The organism is Streptomyces sp. NBC_01788, assembly GCF_035917575.1.
GTDB lineage: Bacteria > Actinomycetota > Actinomycetes > Streptomycetales > Streptomycetaceae > Streptomyces.
This window is the reverse complement of record NZ_CP109090.1, coordinates 1,961,712-1,974,603: the sequence shown is the minus strand read 5'-3', so window position 1 is coordinate 1,974,603 and position 12,892 is coordinate 1,961,712. Positions and strand designations below refer to the sequence as shown.

General features: G+C 72.0%; 12 protein-coding genes. 8 read left to right on the top strand and 4 right to left on the bottom strand.

The window, feature by feature from the left end:
* Nucleotides 1-148: 148 nt before the first annotated feature.
* Together OIE49_RS09175 and OIE49_RS09170 are read left to right on the top strand one after the other, a co-directional pair.
* Nucleotides 149-358, top strand: coding sequence for a hypothetical protein (locus tag OIE49_RS09175; protein ID WP_326801877.1), 210 nt, complete (start codon nt 149-151; stop codon nt 356-358).
* Nucleotides 359-478: 120 nt separating this feature from the next.
* On the top strand, nt 479-997 hold the full coding sequence (locus OIE49_RS09170) for a SixA phosphatase family protein (RefSeq protein ID WP_326801876.1): 519 nt from the start codon (nt 479-481) through the stop codon (nt 995-997).
* 36 nt (nt 998-1,033) lie between these two features.
* Here OIE49_RS09170 and serB read toward each other — a convergent pair whose 3' ends face one another.
* Both serB and OIE49_RS09160 read right to left on the bottom strand, forming a co-directional pair.
* Nucleotides 1,034-2,242: a phosphoserine phosphatase SerB gene (gene serB, locus OIE49_RS09165; protein WP_100572627.1), complete on the bottom strand. Its 1,209-nt coding sequence runs from the start codon at nt 2,240-2,242 to the stop codon at nt 1,034-1,036.
* Between the two features lie 129 nt (nt 2,243-2,371).
* Entirely contained in the window at nt 2,372-4,198 is a 1,827-nt protein-coding gene (locus OIE49_RS09160; RefSeq protein ID WP_326801875.1) for a streptophobe family protein, read from the bottom strand.
* A gap of 243 nt (nt 4,199-4,441) precedes the next feature.
* Between OIE49_RS09160 and OIE49_RS09155 the strand changes: the two genes are divergently transcribed.
* Complete coding sequence (locus tag OIE49_RS09155) at nt 4,442-6,982, top strand: ABC transporter ATP-binding protein/permease (RefSeq protein ID WP_326801874.1); 2,541 nt, start codon at nt 4,442-4,444, stop codon at nt 6,980-6,982.
* A gap of 82 nt (nt 6,983-7,064) precedes the next feature.
* Here OIE49_RS09155 and OIE49_RS09150 read toward each other — a convergent pair whose 3' ends face one another.
* Nucleotides 7,065-7,784, bottom strand: coding sequence for a transglycosylase SLT domain-containing protein (locus tag OIE49_RS09150; RefSeq protein WP_100572624.1), 720 nt, complete (start codon nt 7,782-7,784; stop codon nt 7,065-7,067).
* A 473-nt stretch (nt 7,785-8,257) separates the two neighbouring features.
* Between OIE49_RS09150 and OIE49_RS09145 the strand changes: the two genes are divergently transcribed.
* The 3 genes from OIE49_RS09145 (at nt 8,258) to chpE (ending at nt 10,439) form a co-directional block, all read left to right on the top strand.
* Nucleotides 8,258-9,403 carry a GAF domain-containing sensor histidine kinase gene (locus OIE49_RS09145; RefSeq protein ID WP_326801873.1) on the top strand — a complete coding sequence of 382 codons (1,146 nt, stop codon included), beginning with the start codon at nt 8,258-8,260 and terminating at the stop codon, nt 9,401-9,403.
* Complete coding sequence (locus OIE49_RS09140; RefSeq protein ID WP_326801872.1) at nt 9,396-10,037, top strand: response regulator transcription factor; 642 nt, start codon at nt 9,396-9,398, stop codon at nt 10,035-10,037. Before OIE49_RS09145 ends, OIE49_RS09140 begins: the two co-directional genes overlap by 8 nt.
* 156 nt (nt 10,038-10,193) lie before the next feature.
* The gene (gene chpE / locus OIE49_RS09135) at nt 10,194-10,439 is read left to right on the top strand and encodes a chaplin ChpE (protein WP_326801871.1); all 246 of its coding nucleotides are present in this window, start codon (nt 10,194-10,196) and stop codon (nt 10,437-10,439) included.
* Between the two features lie 113 nt (nt 10,440-10,552).
* Here chpE and OIE49_RS09130 read toward each other — a convergent pair whose 3' ends face one another.
* Entirely contained in the window at nt 10,553-11,341 is a 789-nt protein-coding gene (locus OIE49_RS09130) for a hypothetical protein (protein ID WP_326801870.1), read from the bottom strand.
* Between the two features lie 155 nt (nt 11,342-11,496).
* Between OIE49_RS09130 and OIE49_RS09125 the strand changes: the two genes are divergently transcribed.
* Nucleotides 11,497-12,294: an ABC transporter ATP-binding protein gene (locus tag OIE49_RS09125; protein ID WP_100572619.1), complete on the top strand. Its 798-nt coding sequence runs from the start codon at nt 11,497-11,499 to the stop codon at nt 12,292-12,294.
* 51 nt (nt 12,295-12,345) lie between these two features.
* Entirely contained in the window at nt 12,346-12,777 is a 432-nt protein-coding gene (locus OIE49_RS09120; RefSeq protein ID WP_326801869.1) for an NfeD family protein, read from the top strand.
* Nucleotides 12,778-12,892: the final 115 nt, after the last annotated feature.

Here is a 12,892-nt window from a genome sequence, read left to right as displayed (position 1 = left end):
TGGTGGGGTTATCCCCCCATCCCCTAGGGGGTGAGGGTCAGGGACAAGTGGGTGGATCACCGGATGGGCCGGGGAGCGCGGATTCCGTAGCTTCGAGATGTGACCGCGCGAGGCGGTCCGCGGACCTCGGAGACCAGCGGAGGCGATCATGTCGGCCCGTACGCACACCCGGCCCCACCCGGCGACCACGGGCGCCGGCGTCGACTCCCGGCTGCCGTGGTGGGCCCTGGCCCTGCCCGTGCTGGCCTTCGTCGCGCTGCTCCTCCTGATACGCAACCCGGCGGACGCCCAGGCGGCGGGCGGCGACCCCACCATCCCCCAGCTCCTGCGGCACGCCCGGGAACTGCTCGCCCTCTGACCCCCCGCGGGGGCATCCGGTCGCCCCTCCCGCGCAGGTCCTCGTGCCGCCCGCCCCGCCCGGGAAGCCGCATGTCAACTCCCTGCGCCCCCCAACCTGTTTCATGCGAAGCTGGGACCCATGAGCGTCGCAGAACCCCGCAGGATTGTTCTCTTCCGGCATGCGAAAGCCGACTGGCCGCAGGTGACCGACCACGAACGACCACTCGCCGAGAGGGGCCGCACGGACGCCGCGGTCGCCGGCCGCAGGCTGGCCGGCACCGGTGTCTCCTTCGATCTGGCCCTGTGCTCGACCGCGATCCGGTCCCGCGAGACCTGGAAGCTCGCCGTCCACGAGCTGCCGCACCGGCCGAAGACCGTCTACGAGGAGCGGGTCTACGACGCCTCGCCCGGCGAGCTGATCACCGTGCTCAACGAGACGCCCGACGACGTGCGGAATGTGATCCTCATCGGCCACAACCCGGGCATCCAGGGTCTTGCCGAGGTGCTGTCCGGCTCGGCCGAGGGCGACGCCCGCGAGCGGATGAGCCGGCGTGGGTTCCCGGCCGCCGCGTTCGCCGTGGTCTCCTTCGAGGGATCCTGGAAGGCCCTGGAGCGGGGCGTGGCCACACTGCTCGACTACTGGGCGCCGTCGGAGTAGCCCGACGGCGGTGCGGGAGGTGGCCGGCGGGACCGCTCAGCCTTCCTCGTGGGCGTCCGCGGCCTCGACCTCCTCGCGGGTGACTCCGAGCAGGTACAGCACGGTGTCGAGGAACGGCACGTTCACCGCCGTGTGCGCCGCCTCCCGCACCACCGGCTTGGCGTTGAAGGCGACTCCGAGGCCGGCCGCGTTCAGCATGTCGAGGTCGTTCGCGCCGTCACCGATCGCGACCGTCTGCGACAGCGGGACACCCGCCTCGGCGGCGAACCGGCGCAGCAGCCGTGCCTTGCCCGCCCGGTCGACGATCTCGCCGGTGACCCGGCCGGTCAGCCTGCCGTCGACGATCTCCAGGGTGTTGGCCTGCGCGAAGTCCAGTCCGAGCCGCTCCTTCAGATCGTCCGTGACCTGGGTGAAGCCACCCGAGACGACGCCGACCTGGTAGCCGAGCCGCTTGAGCGTACGGATCAGGGTGCGCGCGCCCGGCGTCAGACGCACCTCGCTGCGCACCTTGTCCACCACGGAGGCGTCCAGCCCCTCCAGCAGCGCCACGCGGGCGTGCAGGGACTGCTCGAAGTCCAGCTCGCCGCGCATCGCCGCCGCCGTCACCTCGGCGACCTTGTCCTCGCAGCCGGCGTGCCCGGCGAACAGTTCGATCACCTCGTCCTGGATGAGCGTGGAGTCCACGTCCATGACGACCAGGCGCTGCGCCCGCCGGTGCAGGCCCGCCCCGACGACCGCGACATCGACACCGAGTGCCGCGGCCTCCGTCGCCAGGGCGGTGCGCAGCGGCCCCGTCTCCACGCCGGACACCGCGAACTCCACCGCCGTCACCGGGTACTTGGCCAGCCGGAAGATACGGTCGATGTTGCCGCCGGCCCGGGTGATCCGGGCGGCGATCCGGGCGGTCGCCTCCGCGGTGAGCGGGTGGCCGAGAACGGTGACCAGGGAGCGCCCGAGGCCGCGCGGCCGGTTGTCCCCGTGGCCGGAGATGATCTCCGCCTGCATTCTCATCGACTCGGCCCAGCTGTGCACGGTGGCCCGCAGGTCGCCTTCCAGCCCGGCGGGCGGCTGCGTGACGAGCGCGCACAGCACGATGCGGCCACGGGTGACGACCTGCTCGATGTCGACGACGTCGACGGAGTAGGCGGCGAGGGTGTCGAAGAGACCGGCCGTGATGCCCGGCCTGTCCTTCCCGAAGATCTTGACGAGAAGGGTGGGATCGGCAGAGGTCTGCGAAGCGCTCATGGTGCTTCCACCGTATCCGGCACCCAGTGCCCCCTGCCCCTCAGGTCCGCCTGCCGGACAGCGAACAACAGATGTCCACGGGACGACGACCTGGCTGCCACCCGCCACTCGCCGCCCGTCGTCGGGCGGTCACTTCTTCGGAGGCCGGGGCGGCCTCGGCGGCAAAGGCGGCGGTTCGCCGTCCGGTGCTCCCGGCGACCGCGGCGACCGAGGGGGCCGCGGAGGCCGCCCGGGCGGTCGCGGGGGAGGAAGGGGCTGGGGCTGCACGGGACCGGCCACCGTCGGCGCCCCGTACATGTCGTGCCCCGAAGCAGCCGGCCGGGCCCGCTCACCGCTGCCCGGCGCGGCCGGCTCCGTGCGGTCGGCCGGCCCTCGGTCCTCGGGCGGGTGGGTGTCCTGCGGGGATCGCAGCCCGTCCGGCAGGAGCAAGTACGGGTTGGTGGACGGGTTCGGTGGGCGGTACGGCGCAGCCGGGGCGTAGGGGGTGCCGCCCGCGGGTCCGGGCCGCACTTCGTGGCCCGGGTGTTCCACGGCTGCGGCCGGCCCCGCCTCGCCCCGTGCCAACGGTGCCGCGCGGCTGCCGGCGGCTCCCGCCGCCGTGGCCAGCAGGGCACCCACGGCGCCTGCGCCGGCTCCCCACACGGCGCCGAGCAGCAGGGCCGTGCCCAGGTGGCCGCGCAGTTCCACCCCGGCGCCGAACACGTCGAGGCCGAGGACGGACAAGGACGCGTCCACGGACAACTCCGTCAGCCACGCGAGCAGCGGCAGCGTCAGCGCGGTGGCGATGCCCAGCCGCAGCGCGCACCGTCCCGCGAAGCCGAGAGTGTCACGGCGGACCGGAGCCGCCCCCGCCGGTGTGCGTACCGCCGTCAGTACTCCCGCCAGCAGCATCGCCAGCGCCGCCGCGACACCCAGCAGCCACACCCGGCCGTCCAGGCCGGCCAGCCGGGACAGCGTGACCGGCTGGTCGGAGTGCGCGGTCAGCAGCCTGTCCAGGGGGTCCGGCAGGACCCCGGCCAGTCCGCCCGTCGCCTTGCCGTCCCAGGGGACGAAGAGACCGACCGGGATGCCGAGCCAGACGCCGTTGGGGGTGCCGAGCAGTGCCGCGCCCGCGACGCGCCGGGGGTGGTCGTCGCCGATCGCCGCGTACGCGGCCGCCGCGAGTCCCGCCGCCACGGCGGCCGTCAGCACCGTGACGAGCGCCGACACGGCCGGCCGCACCACCCGGTGCACGGCCTCCCAGCCGCGCGGCAGCGGCGTGCGGCGCGAGGCGAGCAGTGCGATCAGCAGGACCCCGGCCGACCAGCCGAGCCCGCCCAGCAGGGTCGGCGCCGTGTCGACGGTGAAGCCGACCGCGGCCTTGGCGCCGATGAGCCCGCCGACGCGGTCGGGCAGGAGCCCGCCGATGTCCCCCAGGTCACCGAGCCCGGGAATGCTCACGCCACCGGATCCCGCGCCGCCCGGCAGCCTGCCGAGCCCGAGCGCACCCCCGTCGATCGTGACGACGTCGTGCCCCGCCCAGGCAAGCCCGCCCAGCACCGCCACGAACAGCGCCACCACCGCGCCCGCCCGGGCGAGGAGTTCGGTCGGCGCGATCACAACTCCCGCCGTGCGCAAGGACCGTAGGAAGAGCCACGACAGCAGCAGCGCACCGACCAGGCTCACCCCGAGTGGCGTGATCTGGAGGGCCGTGTGCGCCTCGGCGCCTTTCAGGCCGAACGCGGACACATCGCCGGACGGCGTGACCGAACCACCCGCCCCAAGTGCCACCACCGCGGCGGTCATCGGCCCCAGCGAGCCCGACGCGTCGGCCCGCAGCAGGTGCAGACCGAGCGCGGCCGTGCCCGCCATGCCGGTCAACGCCCAGCTCACGCAGGCGATCGCGGACAGCAGCACGTCGAGCCACGGCAGGCGCGCACCGTGCCTCACGGTCCCGACGCCCGTGGCAGCGCTCATGGCAGACCCCCCGATCCGCGGCGCGGCCCGGCCGCCGCGCATGTCCCCCCTCGCGTGAAATACCACTCTGCGGCCGGGTTTCAACCCCGTCGGCGAAAAGGCGGCCGAAGCGGACGTAGACACTCTTCACAAGGCCCGGCTTTCGGTCAGTGGGCTGAGCCTGAAATAGTTCCCCCCGATGTTCGACATCCCTAGACTCCCCGCGACGGGGGTAAATCGGGGGACAACTCAGTGGGGCATGGAGTGCCGGAACTCGTACTGGAAACCAATGGACGGACCTGGACGCTCGACCCGTCCAGGTCCTACGCCCTGGGACGCGATCCACAGGGGGACATCGTGTTCGACGACGCCAGGGTCTCCTGGCGTCACGCCACGGTCAGCTACAACGGCCGCAGTTGGGTCATCGAGGACCACGGCAGCACCAACGGCACGTTCGCGCAGGGCCGTCGGGTCAACCAGCTGGAGCTCGGACCCGGTTCGGCCGTGCATCTCGGGAACGCGACCGACGGGCCCGTGCTGAGCCTCGCCGGCGCCGCGGCCCCGGCGGCGACCCCGCAGGCCCAGCCGCAGCAGCAGCCGTACGCGGCCCAGGGCGCGACCCCCGGCTGGGCGCAGCAGCAGGAACCGCGGCCGCAGACACCGCAGGCCGACTGGCAGCAGCCGGAACCACCGCAGCCGCAGCAGGGCCCGCAGACGCCGTCGATCCCGCAGCAGCAGGGCGGTCCCGGCAGCGCCGCGGGGGCGCCGCCGGCTTACGGCGACCGCAGCCCGACGACCTTCCACCAGTTCTCGCTCGGCCGCGTGATGCGCATCGGCCGCGCCCTGGAGAACGACCTGGTCGTCTCCGACCTCCAGGTCTCCCGCAACCACGCGGAGTTCCACGCCACACCCGACGGCCGCTTCGAGATCCGCGACCTCGGCTCGCACAACGGCACGTACGTCAACGGCCACCCGGTGCCCAAGGGCGGCACGGTGCAGCTCGGCCCGACGGACATCGTCGGCGTCGGCCACTCGGCGTTCCGGATCGTCGGCGACCGGCTCGAGGAGTTCGTCGACACCGGTGAGGTGTCCTTCTCCGCCCGCCACCTGACCGTGACGGTCGACGGCGGCAAGCAGATCCTCAGGGACGTCTCCTTCGGCCTCCCGGAGAAGTCGCTGGTCGGTGTCATCGGCCCGTCCGGTTCCGGCAAGTCGACCCTGCTGAAGGCGCTCACCGGCTACCGGCCCGCCGACCAGGGCGAGGTCCTCTACGACCACCGCAACCTCTACAAGCAGTTCGCCGAGCTGCGCCAGCGCATCGGCCTGGTCCCGCAGGACGACATCCTGCACAAGGAACTGGCCGTGAAGAAGGCTCTGAAGTACGCGGCCAAGCTGCGCTTCCCGGCCGACACCACGGCGGCCGAGCGCGAGGCCCGCATAGACGAGGTGCTGCGCGAGCTGAAGCTGGACGTCCACAAGGACAAGAAGGTCACCTCCCTGTCCGGCGGCCAGCGCAAGCGCGTCTCGGTGGCGCTTGAGCTGCTCACCAAGCCGTCGCTGATCTTCCTGGACGAGCCGACCTCCGGTCTCGACCCGGGCATGGACCGCGACGTCATGCAGCTGCTGCGGGGACTCGCCGACGACGGCCGCACGGTCCTCGTCGTCACCCACTCGGTGGCCGAACTGGCCCTGTGCGACAAGCTGCTGGTGATGGCGCCGGGCGGCGCCGTGGCCTACTTCGGCCCGCCGGAGGAGGCGCTGAACTTCTTCGGCTACGACACCTGGGCCGATGTGTTCTCCGCCTTCGAGAACTACCGCGACTACGACTGGGCCGGCCGCTGGAAGGGCTCGCAGCACTACCAGATGTACGCCGCGGACATCGACGCCGTCGAGCCGCAGTCCGTACACATGCCTCCGCCGGCCATCAAGCCGCCCAAGCCGCAGGGCTGGGGCTCGCAGCTGATGACCCTGATCCGGCGGTACGTGTCGGTGATCGCCTCCGACAAGGGCTTCCTGGCGCTGTCGGTGATCCTGCCGGCGGTGCTCGGCGCGGTCAGCCTGCTCATCGACCACAACCGCGGTCTGCTGGTCAACGAGCAGATCAACCGGACGACGGGGCTGCACGTCCCGAACGGCACGGCGACCACGGTGCTGCTGATCCTCGCGGTCGGCGCCTGTTTCGCGGGCGCCGCGAACTCCGTCCGCGAGCTGATCAAGGAACGGGTCATCTACGAGCGGGAACGCGCCACCGGCCTGTCCCGCTCGGCGTACCTGATGTCCAAGGTGATCGTGCTCGGCGCGGTCACCGTGATCCAGGGACTGATGGTCGGCCTGATCGGCTTCTCCAGCCGCGAGATCCCCGAAAAGGGCCTGATCCTGGGCAGCGCCACGCTGCTCGAGCTGTGCCTGCCCATCATGGCGCTCGGTTTCACCGCGATGATGTTCGGCCTGGTCATCTCCTCGCTGGTGAAGACCGCCGAGAAGACCATGCCGCTGCTGGTGATGTTCGCCATCGTCCAGGTCGTGTTCACCGGCTGCCTGTTCACGCTGAACGGCACCATGGGCGTCAACCAGTTCTCGTACCTGATGCCGTCGCGCTGGGCGGTGGCCGCCGCCGGTACCACGCTGGACTTCAACAACATCGCCCCGAACACCGACGACCCGACCAGCACCGACCCGCTGTGGAACCACACGGCCTCCGCCTGGACCCTCGACATGGTCATGCTGATCGTGCTCGGCGTCGTGTGCGGCTTCCTGGTGGCGCGCTTCCTGCGCCGCCACGAGCCGGAGGTCATGCGCAAGTAACCGCGCCGCGGCACGGCACGAAGGGCGGCACCCCGCAACGGGGTGCCGCCCTTCCGCGTCTCGTCAGAGGTCCGCGCCGGCCTCAGTACGCGCTGTTGACGTTGTCCATCGAGCCGTACCGGTGCGCCGCGTAGTTGGCGGCGGCGGTGATGTTGGCGACCGGGTCGTAGATGTTCCACGACGTGCCGGGGACGTGGTACGTGCGGAAGGTCGGGTCGATGACCTGCAGCAGGCCCTTGGACGGGATGCCGTTGCGGGCGTTGATGTCCCAGTTGTTGATGGCGTTCGGGTTGCCCGAGGACTCCCGCATGATGTTGCGGTGCAGGCCGCTGTAGGAGCCGGGGATGTTGTGCTGCTTCATGACGGCGAGCGCCTGCCGGATCCAGCCGTCCAGGTTGTTGCCGTAGTGGGTGGAGTACGCGACCGTCTGCATCTGCGGGCGCTCGGCGGACCGGCTCGCGGCCTGCTTGGCCTGGTGCGCGGACTTGACCTTCTGGGCGGCCGCGGCCTTGTGCAGGGCGGCGGTCCGGGCCTGCTGTGTCACGACGGCCTGCTTCTTGGCCGCGATGGCCTGGACCTTCACGCTCTCGCCCGCGAGCTGGTCGGTGACGCTGGCCTTCACGCCCTGGATCGGCTGGGTGCCGAGCTGCACCGGGGCGGCGGCGACGCTGCTCGTCGTCTCGGCGTGGCCGGGCGCGGCGGAGAGGGCGACGGCGGCCGCTCCGAGGACGGCGACGCCGGCGACGGCGATCTTGCGGGGCTGGGCCAGGGCACGACCGGGAAGGCGGAAGTTTGCGGGCATGGCGAAATAGACCTCTTCGAGTAGCGCGGAGGTCGCTCTCCGGACTGCGGGAGGGGGTCCGTCCCACACAAACGCCGCGAGCGGAAACCCGCGGCGTTGAGCGACGAGAGCAATTCTTAGCTGCCGCAAAATCCGGTGGCAAAGGTGTGACGTACGAAGCCGGGTAGTGGAGCGGAACGGACAAAACGGGACAGACTAGAGCGTCTGTGCCGTTCGTGACGGGCCCCTCTGTCTCCTATGTCCGTTCGTACGTGACCTGCGTCCTATGGGTGCCCTCACATCGGGGCGGAGGTTTTCTCACCCGTCGTTGCCGCCGCAACGCTCTCGGTGAGCGGATTCCCGGCGGCCCGACAGGGTGCGCGCCCGCGTCCGGGGACCGTCCCGTACCGGTCGCCGGACCTAGGTCCAGCGGCCCGGGTACGGCCGTCGCGGGGCCGATCCGGACCGTCATCCCCCGCCGGTACCGTGAGGGCATGAGTCAAGGCCCCAGGTCAGGCCTCGCCGCGGTGAGTTCCGCGCTGCTGGCCATGAGCAGACACCTCGAGGTGCGCGACGTCCTGAAGACGATCGTCGCCTCGGCCCGTGAACTGCTCGACGCGCGGTACGCCGCCCTCGGCGTACCGGACGACCACGGCGGCTTCGCCCAGTTCGTGGTCGACGGGGTCAGCGAGGAGCAGTGGCGGGCCATCGGCCCGCTCCCGCGCCAGCACGGCATCCTCGCCGCGATGCTGAGCGAGGCCCGGGTGGAGCGCCTCGCGGACCTGCGCGAGGATCCGCGCTTCGAGGGCTGGCCCGCCGCCCATCCCGAGATGTCCGACTTCCTGGGCCTGCCGATCCGCGACGGCGACGAGGTCATCGGCGCGCTGTTCCTGGCGAACAAGAACGGCGTGAGGCACGAGGGCGGCTGCGGCTTCACCGCGGAGGACGAGGAACTGCTCTCGATCCTCGCCCAGCACGCCGCGATCGCCCTCACCAACGCCCGCCTCTACGAACGCAGCCGCGAACTGACCATCGCCGAGGAGCGTTCCCGCCTCGCCCACGAACTGCACGACGCGGTCAGCCAGAAACTGTTCTCCCTGCGCCTGACCGCCCAGGCCGCCACCGCCCTCGTCGACCGCGACCCGGCACGCGCCAAGGGCGAACTGCAGCAGGTGGCCGCGCTCGCCGCCGAGGCCGTCGACGAACTGCGCGCCGCCGTGGTGGAACTGCGCCCCGCCGCCCTCGACGAGGACGGCCTGGTCGCCACCCTCCGCACCCAGATCCAGGTCCTCGACCGCGCCCACAGCGCGCGTGTCACCTTCGCCGCCCGCGGCATCCGCGCCCTGCCGGCCGCGCAGGAGGAGGCCGTGCTCCGCGTCGCCCAGGAAGCCCTGCACAACGCGCTGCGGCACGCGCGGGCGGACCATGTCGACGTCACCCTGGACCGCCGCGGCGGCGGCGCCGTCCTGCGGATCACCGACGACGGCACCGGCTTCGACCCGAAGGCGGTGCGCCGCGCGGGCCGCCACCTCGGCCTGGTGTCCATGCGGGACCGGGCGAGCGGGGCCGGCGGACGACTGACGGTGGAATCGGTGCCCGGCAAGGGCACCGCGATCGAGATGGAGGTCCCCGGTGGCTGACCCGATCAAGGTACTGCTCGTCGACGACCACCAGGTGGTCCGCCGGGGCCTGCGCACCTTCCTGGAGGTGCAGGACGACATCGAGGTCGTGGGCGAGGCGGCGGACGGCGCCGAGGGAGTCGCCCGCGCCGAGGAGCTGAGGCCCGACGTCGTCCTCATGGACGTCAAGATGCCCGTCATGGACGGGGTCGAGGCGCTGCGCCGGCTCCGCGAACTCGACAACCCCGCGCGCGTGCTGATCGTCACCAGCTTCACCGAGCAGCGCACGGTGGTCCCGGCGCTGCGCGCGGGCGCCGCCGGGTACGTCTACAAGGACGTGGACCCCGACGCGCTCGCCGGCGCCATCCGCTCGGTGCACGCCGGGCACATCCTCCTCCAACCGGAGGTCGCGGGCGCCCTGTTGTCCCAGGAGGAGAGCAACTCCGGCCAGGGCCGGGGGACATCGCTGACGGAGCGGGAGCGGGAAGTGCTCGGCCTGATAGCCGACGGCCGCTCGAACCGCGAGATCGCCCGGGCCCTGGTGCTCTCCGAGAAGACCGTCAAGACCCATGTGTCGAACATCCTGATGAAGCTCGACCTGGCGGACCGCACCCAGGCCGCGCTGTGGGCCGTGCGCCACGGCCTGAGCGGGTGATCCCGCCCGCCGAGGGCAATTCGGAGGGTCCCGCTCCGGACTGAGATTCATACCGTCGTGGGAATGTCCCCCGGATGGCGCAACCTCCGTGCGGCCCGGCCGTTCTCCAGTGCGTGCCGCGGCGCCTGCCGCGGCGATCACCAGGAGGGGTCAGAAGTGAAGAACCTGAAGAAGGCAGCGGTCGTGACGATGGTGGCCGGGGGGCTCGTGGCCGCCGGTGCGTCGATGGCCTCCGCCACCGACGGCGCCTGGGCCGGCGGCGCCGCCAAGGGCTCCCCGGGCGTCGTCTCGGGCAACGTCGTTCAGGCCCCCGTCCACATCCCGGTCAACGCCGTCGGCAACAGCGTGAACGTCATCGGCGTCCTGAACCCCGCCTTCGGCAACCTCGGCCTCAACCGCTGAGGCCGCTGAGCCCGGTGAGGCCCTGAGCCCACCACGACCGACGGCCTCCCGGCTCCCCCCGGGAGGCCGTTTCGCGGCCCGCGCGCAGCCTGGACACCCGTCGCGGCCGTCCGTCAGCGCGCCCCTCTCTCCCGCTCCTCGAGCACCGAGTTGTACGCCGCCACCTGCGCCCGTCGAGCCGTCCGCTCCACCGGCCGCAGCGCGTCCCCACGCGCCGCCATCTCGGACGCGCTCACCGCACCCCCGTGCCCGTTCCCGTACGCCAGCGAGACCAGCAGCGCCACCCGCCGCGCCAGCTCCAGCACCCGCACCGCCCGTGGCGGATACCCCGGCGCCAGAACCTCCGGCCCCCGCTCGGCCCGCGCCCGGTACGCGTCGATCGCCGCCTCCGCCACCGGGCCCGATCCGGCCACGTCCAGCCGCGACAACACCGACGTGGCCTCCCGCAGCGCCTCCGCGAGCTCCCGCTCGGCCTCGCCCAGCGACGGCACGTCGGCCGACGGCGCCTCCCGCACCGGCAGCACGTGCCACAGCACCTCGGCGTGCACATCGCCCTCCGGCCCGGCCTCGTGCACCTCGGGCACCAGCCCGAAGGCGGCCCCGTGGCAGAGCACCGCCTCCCCGGCCTCCAGCGCCCGCGCGTTGAACTCCGGCGGCCCGCTCAGCCCCAGCGGATGCCCCGGCGCGGGCAGCGCCACCCGCAGCGCGTCCACCCCGAGCCGGCGCAGCCGCCCCAGCGCCAGCGTGAGCCCGACCGGACCCGACTCACCGGGCAGCCCTTCCACGCGATGGACGGCGTCGTCCCCGACGATGGCGAGCACGGCGTCATCCGGCGAGACATATCCGGACAAGAGGGAGTTTCCCCAAGCGGCGAGGCGTCCAGAGCGCGGTTCCGAGAGCATGCCTCCACCCTAAGGACCGGACCGATGGAACAGCCCGCCCGGCTCGTGGCGTAGATTCGGTCAGGGCTGCGTGCGCCCACCGGCGCGGCGGACCCAGCCACAGGCGTACGCGATGCCGAGACCGGCGGCACACTGCAAGGGGAGACAACGCGCTCATGAGCGATGTTCTGGAGCTTCAGGACGTATCCGTGGTCCGTGAGGGCCGGGCTCTCGTGGACCAGGTCTCCTGGTCGGTCAAGGAGGGGGAGCGCTGGGTCATCCTCGGCCCCAACGGCGCCGGCAAGACCACCCTGCTCAACGTCGCCTCCACCTACCTCTACCCCAGCAGCGGCACCGCCACCGTCCTCGGCGAGACCCTCGGGAAGCCCGGGACCGACGTCTTCGAGCTGCGCCCCCGCGTCGGTGTGGCGGGCATCGCCCTCGCCGAGAAGCTCCCCAAGGGCCAGACCGTGCTCCAGACCGTCCTGACCGCCGCGTACGGCATGACGGCCGGCTGGCAGGAGGAGTACGAGGACATCGACGAGCAGCGTGCCCGCGCCTTCCTCGACCGCCTCGGCATGAGCGACTACCTGGACCGCAAGTTCGGCACCCTCTCCGAGGGCGAGCGCAAGCGCACCCTGATCGCCCGCGCCCTGATGACCGACCCCGAGCTGCTCCTGCTCGACGAGCCCGCCGCCGGTCTCGACCTCGGCGGCCGCGAGGACCTGGTCCGCCGTCTCGGCCGGCTCGCCAGGGACCCGATCGCCCCTTCGATGATCATGGTCACCCACCATGTCGAGGAGATCGCCCCCGGCTTCACCCACGTCCTGATGATCCGCCAGGGCAAGGTCCTCGCCGCAGGCCCGCTGGAGCTCGAACTCACCTCCCGCAACCTGTCCCTGTGCTTCGGCCTCCCGCTCGTCGTCGAACAGGCCGGTGACCGCTGGACCGCCAAGGGACTTCCGCTGTCCTGAACACCGCTCCGCACCCTGTCCGCCGCCACCGCCCCGGCCTAACATGACCATGTGGACAACATCGACGCATGGGTCTGGTGGCTGGTCGGCGCGGCGGCGCTCGGAATCCCGCTCGTGGTCACCGCGATGCCGGAGTTCGGCATGTTCGCGGTGGGCGCGGTCGTGGCCGCGGCCGTCGCGGGCTTCGGCTTCGGCGTCGTCGTCCAGGTGCTCACCTTTGTCGTCGTTTCGGTCGCCCTGATCGCCGTCGTCCGGCCCATCGCGGCCAGGCACCGCCAGCAGCGGCCCGAACTGGCCACGGGGGTGGACGCGTTGAAGGGCAAGCAGGCCGTCGTCCTGGAACGCGTCGACGGCTCCGGCGGCCGTATCAAGCTCGCCGGGGAGATCTGGTCGGCACGCGCGCTCGACACCGACCACGCCTACGAAGTCGGCGAACAGGTCGACGTCGTGGACATCGAGGGCGCCACCGCCGTCGTCATGTGACCTCGCACCAAAGGCGACAACGCAAGTGGACCGAACAGGCCACGAGTTGGGCCACGGTCTGTCAGACTCGACCAGCAAGATCTTCAACAACCGCAAGATCTTCCGAAAGAGCCGA

Bases quoted from the DNA above. Each gene is read 5' to 3' on its own strand.
- OIE49_RS09150 (WP_100572624.1), bottom strand. From the start codon at position 7,784: ATGCCCGCAAACTTCCGCCTTCCCGGTCGTGCCCTGGCCCAGCCCCGC.
- OIE49_RS09145 (WP_326801873.1), top strand. From the start codon at position 8,258: ATGAGTCAAGGCCCCAGGTCAGGCCTCGCCGCGGTGAGTTCCGCGCTG.
- OIE49_RS09130 (WP_326801870.1), bottom strand. From the start codon at position 11,341: ATGCTCTCGGAACCGCGCTCTGGACGCCTCGCCGCTTGGGGAAACTCC.
- OIE49_RS09125 (WP_100572619.1), top strand. From the start codon at position 11,497: ATGAGCGATGTTCTGGAGCTTCAGGACGTATCCGTGGTCCGTGAGGGC.
- OIE49_RS09160 (WP_326801875.1), bottom strand. From the start codon at position 4,198: ATGAGCGCTGCCACGGGCGTCGGGACCGTGAGGCACGGTGCGCGCCTG.
- serB (WP_100572627.1), bottom strand. From the start codon at position 2,242: ATGAGCGCTTCGCAGACCTCTGCCGATCCCACCCTTCTCGTCAAGATC.
- OIE49_RS09170 (WP_326801876.1), top strand. From the start codon at position 479: ATGAGCGTCGCAGAACCCCGCAGGATTGTTCTCTTCCGGCATGCGAAA.
- OIE49_RS09175 (WP_326801877.1), top strand. From the start codon at position 149: ATGTCGGCCCGTACGCACACCCGGCCCCACCCGGCGACCACGGGCGCC.